This window comes from Flavobacterium sp., assembly GCF_034111225.1.
Taxonomy (GTDB): domain Bacteria; phylum Bacteroidota; class Bacteroidia; order Flavobacteriales; family Flavobacteriaceae; genus Flavobacterium.
Genome location: NZ_JAWUXR010000008.1, coordinates 66,978 through 84,806, shown reverse-complemented (window position 1 = coordinate 84,806; position 17,829 = coordinate 66,978). Strand labels below are relative to the sequence as shown.

The 17,829-nt window shown below is 29.8% G+C and carries 25 protein-coding genes; 12 read left to right on the top strand and 13 right to left on the bottom strand.

Going from position 1 to position 17,829, the window contains the following annotated elements; all coding sequences use genetic code 11:
• The first annotated feature begins 12 nt into the window (after positions 1-12).
• A complete protein-coding gene (locus tag UXY25_RS04270) occupies positions 13-915 on the top strand; it encodes a J domain-containing protein (protein ID WP_320814764.1) in 903 nt (300 codons plus the stop codon).
• Between the two features lie 5 nt (positions 916-920).
• On the top strand, positions 921-1,214 hold the full coding sequence (locus UXY25_RS04265; protein WP_320814763.1) for a chaperone modulator CbpM: 294 nt from the start codon (positions 921-923) through the stop codon (positions 1,212-1,214).
• Positions 1,215-1,337: 123 nt separating this feature from the next.
• Here the strand turns inward: UXY25_RS04265 and UXY25_RS04260 are convergent, their stop codons facing one another.
• Positions 1,338-1,844, bottom strand: a complete 507-nt coding sequence (locus UXY25_RS04260; protein WP_320814762.1) for a VOC family protein — start codon at positions 1,842-1,844, stop codon at positions 1,338-1,340.
• A 130-nt stretch (positions 1,845-1,974) separates the two neighbouring features.
• Here UXY25_RS04260 and UXY25_RS04255 point away from each other — a divergent pair, with 130 nt between their 5' ends.
• On the top strand, positions 1,975-2,301 hold the full coding sequence (locus UXY25_RS04255; protein ID WP_320814761.1) for a helix-turn-helix domain-containing protein: 327 nt from the start codon (positions 1,975-1,977) through the stop codon (positions 2,299-2,301).
• A gap of 115 nt (positions 2,302-2,416) precedes the next feature.
• Here UXY25_RS04255 and UXY25_RS04250 read toward each other — a convergent pair whose 3' ends face one another.
• The 11 genes from UXY25_RS04250 to UXY25_RS04200 all read right to left on the bottom strand — a co-directional run bounded on the left by UXY25_RS04250 (position 2,417) and on the right by UXY25_RS04200 (position 10,432).
• Entirely contained in the window at positions 2,417-3,052 is a 636-nt protein-coding gene (locus tag UXY25_RS04250) for an NAD(P)H-dependent oxidoreductase (protein WP_320814760.1), read from the bottom strand.
• Between the two features lie 21 nt (positions 3,053-3,073).
• Positions 3,074-3,496 carry an organic hydroperoxide resistance protein gene (locus tag UXY25_RS04245; RefSeq protein WP_320814759.1) on the bottom strand — a complete coding sequence of 141 codons (423 nt, stop codon included), beginning with the start codon at positions 3,494-3,496 and terminating at the stop codon, positions 3,074-3,076.
• A 2-nt stretch (positions 3,497-3,498) separates the two neighbouring features.
• Positions 3,499-3,918 (bottom strand): MarR family transcriptional regulator, encoded by a 420-nt coding sequence (locus tag UXY25_RS04240; protein WP_320814758.1) that lies wholly within the window; start codon positions 3,916-3,918, stop codon positions 3,499-3,501.
• A gap of 392 nt (positions 3,919-4,310) precedes the next feature.
• Positions 4,311-4,970 carry a hypothetical protein gene (locus UXY25_RS04235; protein WP_320814757.1) on the bottom strand — a complete coding sequence of 220 codons (660 nt, stop codon included), beginning with the start codon at positions 4,968-4,970 and terminating at the stop codon, positions 4,311-4,313.
• Positions 4,971-4,973: 3 nt separating this feature from the next.
• Positions 4,974-5,165 carry a hypothetical protein gene (locus UXY25_RS04230; protein ID WP_320814756.1) on the bottom strand — a complete coding sequence of 64 codons (192 nt, stop codon included), beginning with the start codon at positions 5,163-5,165 and terminating at the stop codon, positions 4,974-4,976.
• Positions 5,166-5,552: 387 nt separating this feature from the next.
• Complete coding sequence (locus UXY25_RS04225; RefSeq protein WP_320814755.1) at positions 5,553-5,930, bottom strand: hypothetical protein; 378 nt, start codon at positions 5,928-5,930, stop codon at positions 5,553-5,555.
• 14 nt (positions 5,931-5,944) lie between these two features.
• Complete coding sequence (locus UXY25_RS04220; RefSeq protein ID WP_320814754.1) at positions 5,945-6,409, bottom strand: OsmC family protein; 465 nt, start codon at positions 6,407-6,409, stop codon at positions 5,945-5,947.
• A gap of 110 nt (positions 6,410-6,519) precedes the next feature.
• The gene (locus UXY25_RS04215) at positions 6,520-6,738 is read right to left on the bottom strand and encodes an SHOCT domain-containing protein (RefSeq protein ID WP_320814753.1); all 219 of its coding nucleotides are present in this window, start codon (positions 6,736-6,738) and stop codon (positions 6,520-6,522) included.
• Positions 6,739-6,770: 32 nt separating this feature from the next.
• The gene (locus UXY25_RS04210) at positions 6,771-7,289 is read right to left on the bottom strand and encodes a hypothetical protein (protein WP_320814752.1); all 519 of its coding nucleotides are present in this window, start codon (positions 7,287-7,289) and stop codon (positions 6,771-6,773) included.
• A 483-nt stretch (positions 7,290-7,772) separates the two neighbouring features.
• Positions 7,773-8,390, bottom strand: coding sequence for a matrixin family metalloprotease (locus UXY25_RS04205; protein WP_320814751.1), 618 nt, complete (start codon positions 8,388-8,390; stop codon positions 7,773-7,775).
• A 65-nt stretch (positions 8,391-8,455) separates the two neighbouring features.
• Positions 8,456-10,432 carry a dehydrogenase E1 component subunit alpha/beta gene (locus tag UXY25_RS04200; protein WP_320814750.1) on the bottom strand — a complete coding sequence of 659 codons (1,977 nt, stop codon included), beginning with the start codon at positions 10,430-10,432 and terminating at the stop codon, positions 8,456-8,458.
• Between the two features lie 210 nt (positions 10,433-10,642).
• Between UXY25_RS04200 and UXY25_RS04195 the strand changes: the two genes are divergently transcribed.
• From UXY25_RS04195 to UXY25_RS04155, 9 genes are all read left to right on the top strand, one after another.
• Entirely contained in the window at positions 10,643-11,596 is a 954-nt protein-coding gene (locus tag UXY25_RS04195; RefSeq protein WP_320814749.1) for an isopenicillin N synthase family dioxygenase, read from the top strand.
• Between the two features lie 162 nt (positions 11,597-11,758).
• The gene (locus UXY25_RS04190) at positions 11,759-12,154 is read left to right on the top strand and encodes a GxxExxY protein (RefSeq protein WP_320814748.1); all 396 of its coding nucleotides are present in this window, start codon (positions 11,759-11,761) and stop codon (positions 12,152-12,154) included.
• 45 nt (positions 12,155-12,199) lie between these two features.
• The gene (locus UXY25_RS04185) at positions 12,200-12,532 is read left to right on the top strand and encodes a translation initiation factor (RefSeq protein WP_320814747.1); all 333 of its coding nucleotides are present in this window, start codon (positions 12,200-12,202) and stop codon (positions 12,530-12,532) included.
• Positions 12,533-12,553: 21 nt separating this feature from the next.
• Positions 12,554-13,420, top strand: coding sequence for a nucleoside phosphorylase (locus UXY25_RS04180; protein ID WP_320814746.1), 867 nt, complete (start codon positions 12,554-12,556; stop codon positions 13,418-13,420).
• A gap of 24 nt (positions 13,421-13,444) precedes the next feature.
• Positions 13,445-13,984 (top strand): DUF1003 domain-containing protein, encoded by a 540-nt coding sequence (locus tag UXY25_RS04175; protein ID WP_320814745.1) that lies wholly within the window; start codon positions 13,445-13,447, stop codon positions 13,982-13,984.
• The gene (locus tag UXY25_RS04170; RefSeq protein ID WP_320814744.1) at positions 13,985-14,518 is read left to right on the top strand and encodes a GNAT family N-acetyltransferase; all 534 of its coding nucleotides are present in this window, start codon (positions 13,985-13,987) and stop codon (positions 14,516-14,518) included.
• A 159-nt stretch (positions 14,519-14,677) separates the two neighbouring features.
• Positions 14,678-15,214 carry a GNAT family N-acetyltransferase gene (locus tag UXY25_RS04165; RefSeq protein WP_320814743.1) on the top strand — a complete coding sequence of 179 codons (537 nt, stop codon included), beginning with the start codon at positions 14,678-14,680 and terminating at the stop codon, positions 15,212-15,214.
• A 52-nt stretch (positions 15,215-15,266) separates the two neighbouring features.
• Positions 15,267-16,112, top strand: a complete 846-nt coding sequence (locus tag UXY25_RS04160) for a substrate-binding domain-containing protein (RefSeq protein WP_320814742.1) — start codon at positions 15,267-15,269, stop codon at positions 16,110-16,112.
• A gap of 27 nt (positions 16,113-16,139) precedes the next feature.
• Positions 16,140-17,072 carry a transglutaminase gene (locus UXY25_RS04155; RefSeq protein WP_320814741.1) on the top strand — a complete coding sequence of 311 codons (933 nt, stop codon included), beginning with the start codon at positions 16,140-16,142 and terminating at the stop codon, positions 17,070-17,072.
• Positions 17,073-17,078: 6 nt separating this feature from the next.
• Here the strand turns inward: UXY25_RS04155 and UXY25_RS04150 are convergent, their stop codons facing one another.
• Positions 17,079-17,747, bottom strand: coding sequence for a uracil-DNA glycosylase (locus UXY25_RS04150; protein WP_320814740.1), 669 nt, complete (start codon positions 17,745-17,747; stop codon positions 17,079-17,081).
• Between the last annotated feature and the right edge of the window lie 82 nt (positions 17,748-17,829).

Sequence of the window (17,829 nt, the reverse complement as noted above, 5' to 3'; positions counted from 1 at the left end):
ATACAATCGTCTATGGAATTTATTGATTACTACAAAATTATAGGAGTTGCCAAAACGGCTACTAGCGATGAAATTAAAAAAGCCTATCGAAAACAAGCTAGAAAATTACATCCTGATATTAACCCAAATGATAAAGATGCACAAGCAAAATTTCAACAGCTCAATGAAGCTAATGAAGTGCTGAGCAATCCCGAAAAAAGAAAAAAATACGACAAATACGGTAAAGATTGGGAACACGGTGAAGAGCATGAAAAACACCAACAACAAAGACAACATGCAAATGCTGGTCAGCAACAATCGTATTCAGGTAGTAATTTTAGTGAAGAAGATTTTTCAGATTATTTTTCTTCTATGTTTGGCAATCAAGGTGGTGGAAGTCGAAGAAGTCAGGTAAAATATCGCGGACAAGATATTCAAGCGCAATTGCAAATTGATATTAAAGAAGCATCTTTAACTCACAAAAAAGAATTTTCGGTAAACGGAAAAAGTATTCGAATAACTGTTCCTGCTGGAATTGAAGATCAACAAACCATTAAAATTAGTGATTATGGTGGACCAGGAGCTAATAAAGGTCCGAATGGTGATTTGTACATCACTTTTTCTATTCTTAATAATACTGAATTTAAACGTGTTGGAAATGATTTATTTTTCACACATGATTTAGATTTATATACTGCAGTTTTAGGTGGTGATATAACTATTTCCGATTTTAACCAATCTAAATTGAAATTAAAAGTGGCTGCTGGAACTCAAAATGGAACTAAAGTTCGTTTAAAAGGCAAAGGATTTCCTGTTTACAAAAAAGATGGTCAATTTGGTGATTTGTATGTGACCTATAATATTGCCATTCCAACGAACCTTTCCGAAAAAGAAACAGCATTATTCAATGAATTAGCTAAAGGTACCAAAAAATAATAAATATGGAGACGCAAGAATTAATCATAGTAGACGTGTTTTGTCAGGAATATCAAATTGAAATTAATTTTATTCAGGATTTAGAAGAGTTTGGTTTAATTCAAACTGTTGTGCATCAAGAACAAAAATATTTAGATAAAAACCAATTAGTATATATTGAAAAAATAATTCGTTTACACAACGATTTAAACATCAATAAAGAAGGTATTGAGATTATTTTAAATCTTCAAGAAAAAGAAAATCAATTACTTACTGAAATAAAACACCTTAGAAGCCGCTTAGGTTTGTATGAAAAATAAAAAAAGTGTTTAATTTTAACTATTGTTAATTAAAATTAAGCACTTTTAAATATACTTTTTCTCATTCTTCCTTTAAAGGCAATAAAACTTTACTCAAGGTAAAAATAATTAATAAAACATATCTTATTTAGCATAAGCACCTGATGAATATGTAAGTTCATAACTGTGTGTGTACACTTCGAATACTATTCCAAATGGATCTTCTACATAACACATTTGATACGGCTTATCGTTTGGATAATAAGAACGGATTGGCATGCGTTGTTTTCCTCCATAAGCAACAATTTTAGCAACTAGAGCTTCTATGTTTGGATCTTGTATACAAAAATGAAATAAACCTGTGTTAAACGGGTTAAAAGCAGGTGCTTCTTTTACACCATGAGGAAAAGAAAACAGCTCTATCCCTATTCCGTCTGATGTAGATAAATGTGCAATTTCAAATGTTTCCCATTCGTCACCAAAAACATCTATACACATTTGACCAATGGCAGTTTCTGCTTCTTTTTTAACGGTGGAAGGTTCCATAATAACATACCAACCCATTACTTCAGAATAAAATTTTACAGCTTCTTTTATATTGGGAACGGTTAAACCAATATGGGAAAACGATTTTGGAAATGTATTATTCATAATTAGGTTGTTTTAAATTAATAATGCAAAATTAAACTATATTTGCCACTATGACAATAACTTACTAAAAAGTACTATAGTTACCAAAAGGGGTTATTTATTGATTTACAGATAATTAAACTTAAAAATAATGCTCAAAAATATTGATTGTCCTCTAAATCATACCATGCTTTTGATTGGAAACAAATGGAAACCTCTTTTATTGTTTCATTTATTAGAAGGCGAATTGCGTTCTGGTGAGCTGCAAAAGAGTGTCGTGGGAATTTCTAATAAAATGTTTACGCAAACCATAAGAGAACTTGAAAAGGATAACTTAGTAGAACGTAAAATCTTCCCTGTTGTTCCTCCAAAAGTAGAATACAAATTAAGCGAAAGAGGAAAATCATTAGAGCCTATTCTAAGAAGCCTAGACCATTGGGGTTTAGATGATTTAAAGCGCGATGCTTCCAAAAAATAAGTTCCTTTTATAACTAAATGATTTATATCTAAATAAAAATCCTGAATCAAAACTAAGTTTTAATTCAGGATTTTTTTATAAAATGCAGCTTGGTGCTACTTATTTTATTGAAAGATTATTTAAATTCAATTACAAATTCTTCTTTTGGAGTTCTCACTTTTTTCATTGGAGCAATCCAATCGTTTGGTGTGTCCGCGTAACCTACATACATTAAAGAAACACTTTTTAATCCTAATTTATCTAGTTCTAAGATTTCATCCACAACACTGTTGTCAAATCCTTCCACTGGAGTACTATCAACTTTTAATTCAGCAGCTTGACCTAAAGCTAATCCTAAAGAAATATACGTTTGTCTTGCAATGTGTGCAAAGTTTTCTTCAGCAGGTTGTGCCAAATAAATTTTCTTTAACATATCTGTATAACTACTAAAACGGCCTTTTTCTAAACCACGTTCTTGTGTAGTAAAGTCATACACTTTGTCAATTCGTTCTGCAGTGTAGCGATCCCAACCAGCAAAAATAATAACATGAGTACAGTCTCTCATACAATCTGGATTTAAAGCTCCTTGTACCAATTTCTCTTTTAATTCTTGATTCTCTACAACAATTACGTTGAAAGGTTGCAATCCAGAAGAACTAGGCGCTAAACGAGCTGCTTCTACAATTTTATCTATATTTTCTTTACTTACTTTTTTGCTTGAATCGTATGCTTTTACAGCATGTCTCCAATTTAAACCTTCAATTAAAGCCATTTTTTTATTTTTATTTTTTAATTATTCGTTTGAAACCGTCAATTTTACAGGCATGTTTCCTCTTGTTGCGTTAGAATAAGGACAAACTTGGTGTGCTTTTTCAATCAACGATTGCGCTTCTTCTAGCGATACTCCTGGAATTGTAGCGTGTAATTCTGCTTCAAGCCCAAAACCTCCTGCATCATTAGAACCAATACTTACTTTTGCTGTTACTGTAGTTGTTCCGGTTGTAATACCTTCTTTTTTAATTACCAAGTTAAGAGCGCTATCAAAACAAGCCGAATAACCTGCTGCAAAAAGCATTTCTGGATTAGCATAATCGTCATTAGCGCCGCCTAAACCTTTAGGATGTCTTACTTGAAAATCAACAATTCCGTTTTCGCTTTTTACATGTCCGTTTCTACCACCAGTTGCAGTAGCTTTTGTTGTATACAATGTTTTCATAATTATTTTTTTAAAATTTTAGTAATAATGTTTTTTAATGTTGTTAAATCTTCCATTGAAACTTGCATCGATTCCATTAATTGCGTTGGTATACACGAGGCTTTTTCTTTTAAGACTTTTCCTTTTTCGGTTAAGGAAATGTTTACGATACGTTCATCCACCGTACTTCTATCTCTAGAAATAAACGCTTTAAGTTCCATTCGTTTTAATAATGGTGTAAGAGTTCCGCTGTCTAGTTTTAGTTTTTCGCCTAATTGATTTACCGTTTGTGCTTCTTGTTCCCACAAAACCATCATTACCAAATATTGTGGATAAGTAAGGTCTAACGTTTCTAATAAAGGACGATATTGGTTAATAATTTCCTTTGCAAAAACGTACACTGGGAAGCAGACTTGCTCGCTTAGATGTAACTGATCTTTCATGTTTTCAATTTGATGAGACAAATGTAAAACATAAATAGATTGCGCACAATTTAATTGCACAACATTAATAATACTTTAACAAAAATTAGACTGAGGTATTTGTTTTATTATTAGTTAAAAAAACATTAATCACATGCTGATTTCTATAAGTGATTAAATTACAACAACTTAAAAAAACATCACTAACTTATTAAAATGACAAGTTAGTCTATAAGTTTTGAATAAATTACGTCTAATTAAATAGTTTAGTATTCGATACATTAGTAATATTAACAAATTATAAATTTTAACTATTTATACTTATAAAAGTAAGAAACTAGCAGATAAAAAGTTTTACCTGCTAGTTTTATTAATGTTATTTGAATTCCAATTTATTAAAAAAAATAACTGCTTTATAAATTAATATTTATGTTCAAACCAGCTCTACGTTCTTCAAGTACTTCAACTCTATTTACATAGGTGTCATATTGTACAGCTGTAATTTGATTGGCTTCTCTTTTTTGAATAAGACGTGTTCTTAAAAGATTTATTTTATAATCTGTTTCACCAACCAAAAAGACGTTTCGTTTGTTAATTAACCCAAATCCTTCAATAGCTTCATATTCATATTTTGGACGGTAATTTTTATGTTTTTTTCTTGCTTGTTCAGAACGCCATTGGCCATAATTTTTATGAGAATAATATCCATGATCATTAACAAAAACATAATTGAAATTAGGATGACCTTTTTCATAATGTTTCATTTTATGTTTACCTTTATTATTTGAATTATGTTTTTGGTTACCTTTTTTTGAAACACTATAATTTCCCTTAGCTTTTTTATTGAAATTCTGATGATTTTTAGAATTCGATTTATTGTTGCCTTTATCTGATTTTTTTTCTTGATGTTTTTGATCAAAAATTGTATTGTTTTTTGAGGAATTTTTTTCTTTTAATACAGAAGTATTTTTAGAATTTGAATTCTTATCAGTATTTCCAGATTTATCTTTATTAGGCTGATTGAAAGCCATTATACCAAGAGCTAGTACGATTGTAAGTGATAATTTATACATGGTTTATTCTGTTATGGTTAATAATGAGTCTAATTCTCCATCAATTTCTTCTAATTCAGTATTTAAATCTTGAGCTTCTTCAACGCTTTTAGATGTTTCTGAAGTCACTTCCAAATTTTCATCATCCACTTTGTCAGTAGAAGGTCCACATGCTGTTAATAATGCTACAGCAAAAATCAGTAGTATTTGTTTCATTTTTCTTTATTTTAATTTCCCATAATTGAATGGGAAAAGGGTGAATAAATTTATAGTACAAATTTGATGTAATTAACTTTAGTAAGTATTACACAATAATAGGATTAAGTTACATGTTTCACATGTTTCTATAAGAAAAAAATATATAATACACTTATAGACAATTAATTAACACCTTAAATAATCGCATCAGAAGAACAATTAATCTCTCCTTTTAATATATCGGTTGCAGTTATAGAAAGATGGATTTTTAAATCGGTAAAAGAATTGCTCTCAAAATAAATTTTATAAAGTGAGGAATAATAGTTTTACAAAGTAATAAAAGCAGAATCAAATTATTAAACTAAACATATTCTATAAAATTTACATGTGGAATATAAAAACAGATTAATTTTCAAAATAGCTTTTTACGAAAGCATCTTTTTCATTATCTGTCATTTTATCAGCTGCTTCAATGTCAATTTGTATACCTTTAAAATGTAAATCTTCATTCAAGTAATTAAACAGTTCGGTTTTAGCATTTGTAGGGCCAAATAATAGTACACGATCATATTTTAAAATTGTATTAGCAATTTCTTTATAATAGGCTTCATGCATTTGTTGTTGCTTGTTGTGCATAACGTTTTCACTTCTACTTAAAGCTTCTTCTTTAGTTTCAAAAGTAAATTTTGACGCTATAACTTGACTCTTTTTGTCAGAGTTTAAATCTATCAATTCTGCATTTGCATGATCCATCCAAATACCTAAGTTTTTTTGTGTTTCCATGATTTAATTTTTTATTAGTTTTCAATTAAAAGAGGTTGTACCAAAACATTGATTTCAGTAATAACTTTTGACTTAATGGAGCGACTTATCAAACAAGAATCTTCTGCTTTTTTAATAATTCGAATGGCTTTATTTTTATGTACCTCTTCATGAATTACTACAGTAGGTTTAAGTACTATTTCAGTCATCAATAGTTTGCCGTCAACCATTTCTAGTTTTCCTTTTGCCTCACAGCTAAATTTTACAAAATCCAATGTAGAGTTTTCGGCTATAGCTAAAAAAGTAGTCATTAAACAACCACTAACAGCAGCTACAAACAAATGCTCAGGAGTCCAAATACCTTCTATTCCTTTTGGAAATTCAGGAGGTGTAGCAACTTCAATGCAAATACCATTTTTATTTCTCAATTCTGGGGAACACATAATCCCTTTACGACTGTTTTCCCAATTTACATCTACATTATAATAGTGTGATTCCATATTTGTATTTTTAGAGTGTGTTTGTAATTTTCTAACATTTCTTAATAAGAACTTTTTAAAGTAGCGTATGGAGGATATTAATATATTAGGCTCTTTTCGAACTAATAAAATTATTCTTCAAGTAGTTTTTTCTTTTCCAAAAATTCTTCCTTATTAATTTCTCCTTGAGCAAAACGTTTTTTTAATATATCAAGTGGTGTGTCTTTTTTCGATCTTTGACCAGGAATATTATAAGGAACAGCAAAAATCCAATAAAGTAGAACTAACCAAACAACCCACCATAATAAATGCATTCCCCAAAAACTTAAATGTGCGCTATTGTCCATCATGATATTATTTTTTAAGTGTGTATTTTTTGCTTTTAACCCTTATCTTCGTCTAAATCATTGTGATTATCTCCACCAATACTATAATAGTTATTTTCTTCATCTTCACTACCAACACTTTCTTGTTGATCATCTAATTCTGATCCAGGAACATCTAAATCACTACCAGACCTATATGTTTTAAAATCTTTTTCGTTTAGCGAAGCTTCTTTCTCATTTAGTTTTTTCTTTTTCGAAATATCCTCAGGATTCAAATCTTTTTCTTCCTTAAATTTCACATAAATATCTTCAGATGCTGGATAAACCTGCAAGTCTGCATACTCAGTTGATCTAGGCTTTTCTTTGGTTCTTACTTTATCATGCGTTTTGGCATATTTATTTAAAATATTTTTTAAAGAATTGTAATAACCCTCAAGACTTTTGAAGTTTACTTCTTCATTTTCAGAATTGTTCATTGGCATTTCAACAATGAATTTTGATAGTTCAGGATATTCTTGTTTAATTGTTGTCGTAATCTTTATAATACTTTGTTGTAATGTTGCTATAGTTCTCATTTTATTTTTTATTTTTTAGATTCTTCTATTTTAATAAACAAATATTTAAGCTCTACTCTAATTCATCATTGCTTTAAATGTGTTATAACTAATTTTCTTATTTATGAAAGTTTAGTAAAAACTTAAACTATTACTATAAAGTTATCTATTTGATAATTAAACATGTTACACAATTATTATTTTTTAAATTGTATAATTATAAGAAAAGGAAGGTAGTTCCTTTTAGAAAGGGACTTAACATTCTATTTCTCGTCTTTAATTTACCAAAGCTAGATAAATTACAAATAAATTTCAGGGACGGGGACTTTATCTGAATCAAAATACACAATCTAAAAATAATAGTTTAGTTATTAAATATAGATTATCTATTAAAGTTACAACATTTAAAAAGAAAACATCTACAAAATGTAAAAAACTTATTATCAATAAGTTAATTCTTAAAAAAGTTACCCTTGGAAGGCAATTGTGGAGTGGAAATATTAATTAGTTTAATTTTGATTTACACTTCGAGCATAAATTCAATTCTGCATTATCTATAGTTTTAATGCTTTCAACAGCATCAGTCATCACACATTTTTTATCAGGACAATGTGGTAAGCCTAAATTATGTCCAAATTCATGAACTGTAACTTTCTTTAATCTGTTAAAATATTTTGCTTCATCTTTATGTTTTAAACGAAAAGAAGAAATGATACAACTGTTACCAGGACAATAAGCAAGTCCCATTATTCCCCAATCTTGGTATTTGTATTTGGGTTCTTTTACAGCTCCATTCTTGTCTCTTTTTGTGGTAGAAATATCTTTATTGGTCAAACCAAGTATAAAATCATATTTTTCTAAATCTCTACGCTGAAATTTAATAATACTATCTGCTCTATATCGAGGAGATTTGGTATTGATAAATGCTGACTTATTTATTTGTTTTACTTCTAAAACTTCAACTGAAACATTATAAAAATCTTCAACCAATTTAGCCAAAGAATCTGTTTTAACTTTTGAAAAACCTGTATAGGGTTGTATGGCAACTTTAGTATCTCTTGATACTTTCTTTTGGCAAGAAAAACAAATTCCTAAGCAAATTATATAATAATAAATTTTCATAGTCTTAAAACAAAAAAGGTACAAAGAAAACTTCATACCTTTTAAAATTAATTATTGTTATTTAATTAATAAGCCAATAAAGCTTTTAAATCTTCTTCAAATCTTACTTTCGGTAAATATTGATCTTCTAATGCTTTTACAAATGGAATAGCTGATTCTATGCTTCCTACTCTTCTAACTGGAGCATCTAAATATTCAAAGCAATTTTCCATAATCATTGCCGAAATGTCACTTGCAACACCGCCAAATAAAGTATCTTCTGTTAAAATGATTACTTTACTTGTTTTCTTTACTGAAGCATAAATTGCATCAATATCTAAAGGTTGTAAGGTTCTCAAATCAAGTAAATCAGCTGAAATCTCAGGGTTTTTATTTAAAGTGTCTAAAGCCCAATGAACACCTGCACCGAATGAAATAACGGTAACGTCATTTCCTTCTTTAATTAAAGATGCTTTTCCAAAAGGAATCGTATAATAATCTACAGGAACATCTTGGTAAACACTTCTGTACAATTGTTTGTGTTCAAAAAACATAACCGGATTAGGGTCGTTAATTGCAGTATTCAACAAACCTTTTACATCATAAGGAAAGGCAGGATACACTACTTTTAAACCTGGCGTTTTAGTAAACCAAGCTTCATTTGTTTGTGAATGAAATGGTCCTGCTTGAGTCCCACCTCCACAAGGCATTCGCACTACAACATCGGCTTTTTCATTCCAACGGTAATGTTGTTTTGCTAATAAATTTACAATTGGATTAAATCCTGTAGAAACAAAATCTCCAAATTGCATTTCCATAATAGCTTTATGTCCGTTTATAGACAAACCATTTGCAGCGGAAACTACAGCACTTTCACAAATAGGCGTATTACGAACTCTTTCTTTTCCAAAAGCATCTACAAAACCATCTGTAATTTTAAACGCTCCACCATATTCTGCAATATCTTGTCCCATAATAACCAAGTTATCATGACGTTCCATTGATTGTCTTAAAGCGTTAGAAATAGCATCTACAACTCTTATATTTTCAACTTCTTTAGAATGTGTAAACTCTTCAAAATCATAAGGTTCGTACATATCATTTAACTCTTCAGTTAAATCAGCAACAACATCTGGTTCACCTTGAGTAATTGCCCAATGTTCGTCTATTTCAGCTTTAATTTCAGCTCTGTATTGTGTATCTATTTCTTCATTTAAAACATTTGTTCTAAGTAAGAATTCTTTAAAGTTTTCAATTGGGTCTTTTTCTGCCCACATGTCCATTAACTCTTGCGGTACATATTTAGTTCCACTCGCCTCTTCATGTCCACGCATTCTGAATGTTTTGAACTCTAGTAAAACCGGACGAGGATTTTCAACCATAGAAGCTTTTAATTTACTAATTAAATGAACCACTTCTAATATGTTGTTTCCGTCTACAATATGACTTTCCATACCAAACCCAACTCCTTTATCAGCAAGGTTTTCACAACGGTACTGTTCGTTAGTTGGAGTTGATAATCCGTAACCATTGTTTTCAATTACAAACAATACAGGTAAATCCCATACTGCAGCAATATTTAACGCCTCATGGAAATCTCCTTCTGAAGTTGCACCTTCACCAGTAAATACTGCGGTTACTTTTCCGTTTTTCTTTAATTTATTGGCCAATGCAATTCCATCGGCAACACCTAATTGCGGTCCAAGATGTGATATCATCCCAACAAGCTTAAACTCTTGTGTACCAAAGTGAAAACTTCTGTCTCTACCTTTAGTAAAACCAGTCTTTTTACCTTGCCATTGAGAAAATAAACGATGTAAAGGAATGTTTCTTGAGGTAAATACACCTAAATTACGATGCATTGGTAAAATGTACTCATCCTTGTCTAAAACCGACGTTAAACCGACCGATATAGCTTCTTGCCCTATTCCAGAAAACCATTTTGAAACCTTTCCTTGACGAAGAAGAATCAACATTTTTTCTTCAATAAGCCTAGGCTTTAGTAACTGTTTATATAAATCTAGTAACTGTTCGTTTGTTAAATCTTGTCTGTCAAAATTCATAAAATGAGTGCTTTTAATTTGGTACCAAATGTATGAAAAATAACATTTTCAAACGGTATTGTTATAAAAAATTTATTAATTATTCTAAACCCCTAAAAATTACATTTTTACAATGTTAACAACTTTCATATTTTCAATTAAAAATATTTAATTACTTTTGTTGTAAGTAGGTACTAAACCTATTGTAAGTTAAAAACAAAATGTAATATAATGCAAAAAATTCCTAGTGTTGACTTACGTGATTTCCTGTCGGATGATCCGGCACGTAAACAAAAATTTGTAAATGAAATCGGAAAAGCCTACGAAGAAATTGGTTTCGTAGCACTAAAAGGTCATTTCTTAGATGACAAATTAGTTGAAAACCTGTATAGTGAAGTTAGAAATTTCTTCAATTTACCTTTAGAAACTAAAGAGAGTTATGAAATTCCTGGTATTGGAGGACAAAGAGGCTATGTTTCTTTTGGTAAAGAACATGCTAAAGGTCGTTCTGCTGGAGATTTAAAAGAGTTTTGGCACTTTGGACAATATGTTTCTGAGGGTTCAAAACATATTGGTGAATATCCAGATAATGTAAATGTTAAAGAATTACCTAATTTCAATTCTGTTGGTAAAGAAGCATATCAATTAATTGAGAAAACGGGTGTATATGTTTTAAGAGCTTTAGCAATCCACATTGGATTAGACGAGTTTTATTTTGACAAATACATAAAAGACGGGAACAGTATTTTACGCCCTATTCATTATCCACCTATCACAAGTGAACCAAAAGAAGGAGCTGTAAGAGCTGCTGCACATGGAGACATTAACTTGATTACTTTACTAATGGGTGCACAAGGAAAAGGTTTACAAGTTCAAAATCATAACGGTGATTGGATTGATGCAATGGCAGAACCTGAAGAACTTGTTATTAATGTTGGAGACATGTTAGCAAGACATACCAATAACAAATTAAAATCTACTATTCATCAAGTAGTAAATCCACCAAGAGAATTATGGGGAACTTCTCGTTTTTCAATTCCTTTTTTCATGCATCCAGTTAGTGAAATGTCACTAAACTGTTTACCAGAATGTATTGATGAAAACAATCCTAAAGGATTTGAAGACATTACAGCTGGAGAATTTTTACATGAAAGATTGGTAGAATTAGGATTGATTAAAAAATAATTTTAATTTTATAATATAAAGAAAAGGCATTGAGTTCATCTTGATGTCTTTTTGTTTTTTAGTTCTGAACACAGATTGAATAAATAATATACGCCAGATAGGACGCGGATAAAACGGATTTACTTCGTAAAACGCAGATTTAAAAGATTTTAATAAAAATATATGCACTTATTACATAATGAATTAACATCGTTAATTTTAAAAACATTCTACGATGTTTATAATGAACTAGGATATGGTTTCCTAGAAAAGGTTTACCAAAACGCTCTAATTATTGAATTGAAAAACAAAGGATTAGAAGTTAATTCTAATGAAAAAATTAAAGTTTATTATAAAGGCGAGAGTGTTGGTGATTATTATGCTGATATTATTGTAAATAACACTGTCATATTAGAGTTAAAAGCAGCTGAGCACATAGTAGAAGCATTCGAAAATCAACTTCTTAATTATTTAAGAGGAACTGATTGTGAAGTAGGATTGTTATTGAATTTTGGAAAAAAGCCTGAATTCAGAAGGAAAATTTTTGAAAATAAAAGAAAACAAAGAAAAAATCTGTAAACCAGGATTCGCATTTGCGAATCCGTATAATCAGCGTACAAAAAAATGGATTTAAGTGAACAATTAAAAAACCTCTTTCCAGATCATGAACCTTCAAATGAACATGAAGTTGATGGTGAATCTGAACATGAATTATTCGTTCAAAATGAGCCTATGATTTGTAAATATGAAAAGAGAAAAGGAAAAGCAACTACTATAATAGAAGGTTATGAAGGCGCTGATGAAGATTTTAAAGTTTTAGCCAAAGAAATTAAAACTAAATTAAGCGTGGGTGGAAGTTTTAAAGACGGAGCCATCATTATTCAAGGAGATTATAGAGACAAAATAATGAAGATTCTTCAAGAAAAAGGTTTTAAAACCAAGCGTGTTGGAGGATAAAATAATTTAAAGAATAACAAAATGATTAAATCATCTGAATTAATATTAAACCCTGATGGAAGTGTTTATCACTTAAATCTAAAGCCAGAAAATATTGCTCACGACATTATATTTGTTGGAGATCAAGACCGTGTTGAAAAAATTACAAATAGATTTGATTCGGTAGAATTTACAACACAAAAACGTGAATTTAAAACTCAAACCGGAATTTATAAAGGAAAACGAATTTCTGTTATTTCAACGGGAATTGGACCTGACAATATTGACATCGTAATGAACGAATTAGATGCTATAGTCAATATTGATTTAGTAACCAAAACTCCTAAAAAAGAGCTTACTTCATTAAATATTGTTCGTATTGGAACTTCTGGTTCGTTACAAAAAGATATTCCTGTAGATGGTTTTGTAATGAGTGAATATGCTATAGGTTTGGATAATATGCTTCGCTCCTATTTAATTGATAGCATTTCAGAACAAGATATAGAAGCTGCATTTATTGAACAAACCAACTGGGATTTAAGAAAAGGTAGACCTTATGTAATTAAAGGGAGTCAAAAATTAGCTACTAAGATTTTTAGCGATAAAATGCATAAAGGTTTTACAGGAACTGCTGGAGGTTTTTACGGGCCACAAGGACGAGTTTTACGTTTAGAAATACAAGACCAAAATTTAAACTCTAAAATGGATAATTTTAGCTTTAAAGGCATTAGAATGACAAACCTTGAAATGGAAACTGCTGCAATTTATGGCTTAGGTAAACTATTAGGTCATGAATGCTTGTCTTTAAATGCAATTATTGCAAATAGAGCAACTGGCGATTTTAGTAAAAACCCGTACCAAGTAGTTGAAGATTTGATTGATTATACTTTAGAAAAATTAGTAAAGTAATTAACAAAGTTTAAAACTAAAAAAATGGACAAATCTTCAAAAAACATACTCAATTCAGAAAAAGAACAATTGGCTAAACTTCAAAAAATTGTTGAGAAAACAATTGAAGAAGAAAAACTAATGGCTGACAATTTACTTCATGAGCCAGAAGAAATTATGTCAAGAGGTCAAAAAATATCTGATAAAGTTGCTAGTTTTGGAGGAAGTTGGAAGTTTATTATTCTTTTTGGAGTTATTTTATTTCTTTGGATATTATTCAATACGCTAGCCTTAAAAAATTTAGAATTTGATCCATATCCTTTTATATTGATGAACTTGATTTTATCATGTATTGCTGCGCTACAGGCTCCAATAATTATGATGAGTCAAAACAGACAAGAAGAAAAAGACCGAAAAAGAAACGAAAATGATTATCTAATTAATTTAAAATCCGAATTAGAGTTAAGAAGTTTACATCAAAAAGTAGATTTATTATTAGAAGAACAAATTCAAATTTTAATTAAAAGTCAATCTGAACAACTAGAAATGTTGAAAAAATTGCAAAAAAAATTAGATCATAAATAAATGGATTTAATACTTGAAACAGAAAGGCTCATAATGAGAGAAATGCGTCATGATGATGCTGAAGCCTTATTTGAAATGGATAAAAACCCAAATGTACACATTTACCTTTGGCAAAAACCATTTACAAATATTGATGAAATTCATAATTATATTGATATGGTAAGAAATCAATATAAAACGAATGGAATTGGTCGTTTTTGTACAATAATTAAAGAAACTAATGAATTAATTGGCTGGACAGGAATAAAATTCATCAATGATCATGTTGAAAACGGAAATACAAACTTTTACGATTATGGTTACCGTTTAAATGAGGTGTTTTGGAACAAAGGGTTCGCCACAGAAGCTTCAAAAGCTTGGTTAGATCATGGTTTTAACCAAATGAAAATTGACAAAATGAATGCATATACTCATGCTGAAAATGGAGCTTCAAATCATATTCTTGAAAAAGTAGGAATGAAATTCATGGAAAATTACCCTGATGAAGAAGGTGTAATTTGGAAATGGTGGCAAATGAACAATCCAAACAAGTAATTATTGTTTACACGTGCTTTTATAAAAATAGAATTTTAGGCCCAAAATAGTAACTTTTAATTCCTCGAGCATTAAATTCTTCGTGTAATTCAACTTATTTATACCTAACTTTGTAAAATAAGTATTTTTTGATACTAAAACCACGCAATTAACACACCCATGAAATTAAAAATCGAAACTAAAAGACTCGTTTTAAGAGAATTACTTTTTTCAGATGCCGAAGCAATGTTTAAAATGGATAGCAATCCAAATGTACATACTTTTCTTGGCAGTACTCCTGTAAAAACTATTGATGATGTAAATGATTTTATTAGTGACGTAAGAACACAATATGTAGTAAATAAAATTGGTCGTTTTGCAATAATTCATAAAGATACTAATGAATTTATTGGTTGGGCAGGTTTAAGATTTGTTATAGAACCAGAAAATGAATTAGTCAATTTTTTTGATTTAAGTTATCGCTTACAAGAAGAACATTGGGGAAAAGGTTATGCAAAAGAAGCTGCACAAGCTTGGTTAAGTTACGGTTTTAGTAAAATGAAAAAACATAATATTTATGCTTCTATTCATATCGATAATCGCATTTCAAAACGTATTCTTGAAAAAATTGGAATGACTCAAAAATCAGAATATAAATGGAATGATATTCCTTGTGCCTGGTTTGAGATTACTAAAGAAGAATATTCTAAATCTTAGTTAATAAAATCGAATACTAAAATATACCTTTTAAAATAAATAGTGTCTTGGAATGAAAACAATAAAAATAGCTGGTGTACCAGAACATTTTAATTTGCCTTGGCACATGTGTATTGAAGATGGTGCATTTGAAGAAGTTGGTATTGATTTACAATGGGCAGATGTACCTGAAGGAACTGGTAAAATGTGCCAAATGCTTCGTGATAAAGAAACTGATATAGCTGTTATTCTAACAGAAGGAATAGTAAAAGATATAATTGCTGGTAATAATTCTAAAATTGTACAAGTTTATGTAAAAAGCCCTCTTATATGGGGAATTCATGTAGCAGCAAATTCTAGTTATAAATCAATTTCAGATTTAGAAAATAAAAAAGCAGCTATTTCTCGTTTTGGCTCAGGTTCACACTTAATGGGTTATGTAAATGCTCAAAACAATAATTGGAATACAACTGATTTAGAGTTTGAAATTGTCAATACTATTGATGGTGCTGTTGAAGCACTAACAAATGAAAAAGCTGATTATTTTATGTGGGAACGTTTTATGACTAAACCTTTAGTAGACAATGGTACATTTAGAAAAATTGCCGACTGCCCTACTCCTTGGCCTTGTTTTGTAATTGCAGTTAGTGACGAAATATTGAAAAAGGAACCTCATGTTATCGAGCAAATATTAGAAATTATAAATACTACAACTGCTGAATTTAAAATAATTCCTAGTATAGATAGAATGTTAGCTTCTAAATACAATCAAAAAATTGAAGACATACAAGAATGGTTGTCATTAACACATTGGTCACAAAAACAAATCGATAAAAAAACACTTGACAAAGTTCAAGAACAACTGCATACGTTAAATATTATTGAAAAAAGAGTTCCGTTTGAAGCTATAGCTAAATAAATACTTATTTTTATCGTTTTAAACACAATGATTAAAATCAAACCCATTTCTTTTATAACACTTAAAGAAAAGCTTTCTCTACCAAAGCCTTGGGATAATATTGTTGTTTTTTTATTGAATATTCTTATTGCTATTCCTGCCTTTATAATTGTTCACCATAATCTTATTGAATTTAATTGGCCTTTAAACCTGGATAGAATTATCCTTTTTGTTGGAATTTTAATCATTATACAACTTATTTTAAGGACTTTAAAAACAATAATTGTAATTTTCATCTTCTTATATTTAATTTCACTTATTTATGGAACACTCTTCGGAGAATATGGGTTTCAACGTGTATTTGAAGATTATCGTTCTATGATATTTTCAATGCAAGAAGATCCGCATCCAGAAGATTTAATCATTTCTAAGCTTTTACCATTCCCCAATAAGTCAAAAATTATTGATGCTGTTGATTTTTCCAATCCAAAAGTTAGAAATTTTGCACTATATGCAACAACCAAACATTTTAAGGATATTAAAGGATATTCAAAAGACAGAAAGCTAATTCAATACTTTGCAGTATTCAAAGAAATTAAGCAACGTTGGAATTATGTAAACGATCCAAAAGGACGTGAATATATTGCGGCTGCATCTGAAAGTTTACAACACTTTTCTGGCGATTGCGATGATCATGCTATATTAATGTCAGCAACTATAAAAGCTATCGGTGGAACACCCAGAATCATTCACACTGGTGGACATTTGTATCCTGAAATTCTTATTGGTGATAAAAATGATTTAGAAACGGCTGTTTACTTAATTAAAGAGGTTTTATTTGTCGAAGAAAGTAAAAATCAAGAAATACATTATCATATTGATGAGCGTGGAAAAATATGGCTAAATCTTGACTATACTGCAACTTTTCCTGGTGGCCCATTTATGAAAGAAGAGATTTTAGGAGAGCTGACTTTTAATTAATGAAAACTACCAATTAATACCATTTAAGCCTTTACTTATTAAATAATCATTCGTTTTACTAAAGTGTTTATTACCAAACCAAAAACCTCTATTTGCACTTAAAGGAGATGGATGACCTGACTGTAAAACAAAGTGTTTCCTTTCATCAATAAATTTTATTTTTTTATGTGCAAATCCGCCCCAAAGTAAAAAAACAACATTCTCTTTTTCATCTGAAATAGTTTGAATAACAGCATTAGTAAATTGTTGCCAATCTAAATGTTTATGACTGTTAGCTTGGTCTTTTCTAACACTTAACGTCGCATTAAGTAATAAAACTCCTTGTTTTGCCCAATGTTCTAAATTTCCTGAAATAGGTAACATAATACGTTCTAAATCCGTATTAATTTCGGCGTAAATATTTCTCAACGAAGGTGGGATTTTTACATTATCATTTACAGAAAAACATAAACCATTTGCTTCTCCTGTTCCATGATAAGGATCTTGGCCAATAATTACTACTTTCAAATCATCAAAAGAACATAAATTAAAAGCATTAAAGATTAAGTCTTTTGGTGGAAAACATTTATAATCAGTATATTCCTTTTTCAGAGAAAATTCTAAATCTTTAAAATAAGGCTTTTCAAATTCTAAAGTGAATATATTTCTCCAATCGTTAGTAATTTTATCAAACATTGGTTAAAATTTCCTCAAAAATATAAAAATCTATAGGAATAAAAGTGATAAGGTTCGTAACTTTGAATCTTATTAATAAACG

What these genes read in the sequence shown, in the direction of transcription:
- UXY25_RS04160 (WP_320814742.1), top strand. Translation starts at nt 15,267, where the DNA reads ATGAAAACAATAAAAATAGCTGGTGTACCAGAACATTTTAATTTGCCT.
- UXY25_RS04220 (WP_320814754.1), bottom strand. Translation starts at nt 6,409, where the DNA reads ATGGAATCACACTATTATAATGTAGATGTAAATTGGGAAAACAGTCGT.
- UXY25_RS04165 (WP_320814743.1), top strand. Translation starts at nt 14,678, where the DNA reads ATGAAATTAAAAATCGAAACTAAAAGACTCGTTTTAAGAGAATTACTT.
- UXY25_RS04260 (WP_320814762.1), bottom strand. Translation starts at nt 1,844, where the DNA reads ATGAATAATACATTTCCAAAATCGTTTTCCCATATTGGTTTAACCGTT.
- UXY25_RS04270 (WP_320814764.1), top strand. Translation starts at nt 13, where the DNA reads ATGGAATTTATTGATTACTACAAAATTATAGGAGTTGCCAAAACGGCT.
- UXY25_RS04230 (WP_320814756.1), bottom strand. Translation starts at nt 5,165, where the DNA reads ATGAAACAAATACTACTGATTTTTGCTGTAGCATTATTAACAGCATGT.
- UXY25_RS04200 (WP_320814750.1), bottom strand. Translation starts at nt 10,432, where the DNA reads ATGAATTTTGACAGACAAGATTTAACAAACGAACAGTTACTAGATTTA.
- UXY25_RS04185 (WP_320814747.1), top strand. Translation starts at nt 12,200, where the DNA reads ATGGATTTAAGTGAACAATTAAAAAACCTCTTTCCAGATCATGAACCT.
- UXY25_RS04250 (WP_320814760.1), bottom strand. Translation starts at nt 3,052, where the DNA reads ATGGCTTTAATTGAAGGTTTAAATTGGAGACATGCTGTAAAAGCATAC.
- UXY25_RS04215 (WP_320814753.1), bottom strand. Translation starts at nt 6,738, where the DNA reads ATGATGGACAATAGCGCACATTTAAGTTTTTGGGGAATGCATTTATTA.
- UXY25_RS04210 (WP_320814752.1), bottom strand. Translation starts at nt 7,289, where the DNA reads ATGAGAACTATAGCAACATTACAACAAAGTATTATAAAGATTACGACA.
- UXY25_RS04225 (WP_320814755.1), bottom strand. Translation starts at nt 5,930, where the DNA reads ATGGAAACACAAAAAAACTTAGGTATTTGGATGGATCATGCAAATGCA.
- UXY25_RS04240 (WP_320814758.1), bottom strand. Translation starts at nt 3,918, where the DNA reads ATGAAAGATCAGTTACATCTAAGCGAGCAAGTCTGCTTCCCAGTGTAC.
- UXY25_RS04265 (WP_320814763.1), top strand. Translation starts at nt 921, where the DNA reads ATGGAGACGCAAGAATTAATCATAGTAGACGTGTTTTGTCAGGAATAT.
- UXY25_RS04245 (WP_320814759.1), bottom strand. Translation starts at nt 3,496, where the DNA reads ATGAAAACATTGTATACAACAAAAGCTACTGCAACTGGTGGTAGAAAC.
- UXY25_RS04255 (WP_320814761.1), top strand. Translation starts at nt 1,975, where the DNA reads ATGCTCAAAAATATTGATTGTCCTCTAAATCATACCATGCTTTTGATT.
- UXY25_RS04175 (WP_320814745.1), top strand. Translation starts at nt 13,445, where the DNA reads ATGGACAAATCTTCAAAAAACATACTCAATTCAGAAAAAGAACAATTG.
- UXY25_RS04155 (WP_320814741.1), top strand. Translation starts at nt 16,140, where the DNA reads ATGATTAAAATCAAACCCATTTCTTTTATAACACTTAAAGAAAAGCTT.
- UXY25_RS04235 (WP_320814757.1), bottom strand. Translation starts at nt 4,970, where the DNA reads ATGTATAAATTATCACTTACAATCGTACTAGCTCTTGGTATAATGGCT.
- UXY25_RS04190 (WP_320814748.1), top strand. Translation starts at nt 11,759, where the DNA reads ATGCACTTATTACATAATGAATTAACATCGTTAATTTTAAAAACATTC.
- UXY25_RS04180 (WP_320814746.1), top strand. Translation starts at nt 12,554, where the DNA reads ATGATTAAATCATCTGAATTAATATTAAACCCTGATGGAAGTGTTTAT.
- UXY25_RS04150 (WP_320814740.1), bottom strand. Translation starts at nt 17,747, where the DNA reads ATGTTTGATAAAATTACTAACGATTGGAGAAATATATTCACTTTAGAA.
- UXY25_RS04195 (WP_320814749.1), top strand. Translation starts at nt 10,643, where the DNA reads ATGCAAAAAATTCCTAGTGTTGACTTACGTGATTTCCTGTCGGATGAT.
- UXY25_RS04170 (WP_320814744.1), top strand. Translation starts at nt 13,985, where the DNA reads ATGGATTTAATACTTGAAACAGAAAGGCTCATAATGAGAGAAATGCGT.
- UXY25_RS04205 (WP_320814751.1), bottom strand. Translation starts at nt 8,390, where the DNA reads ATGAAAATTTATTATTATATAATTTGCTTAGGAATTTGTTTTTCTTGC.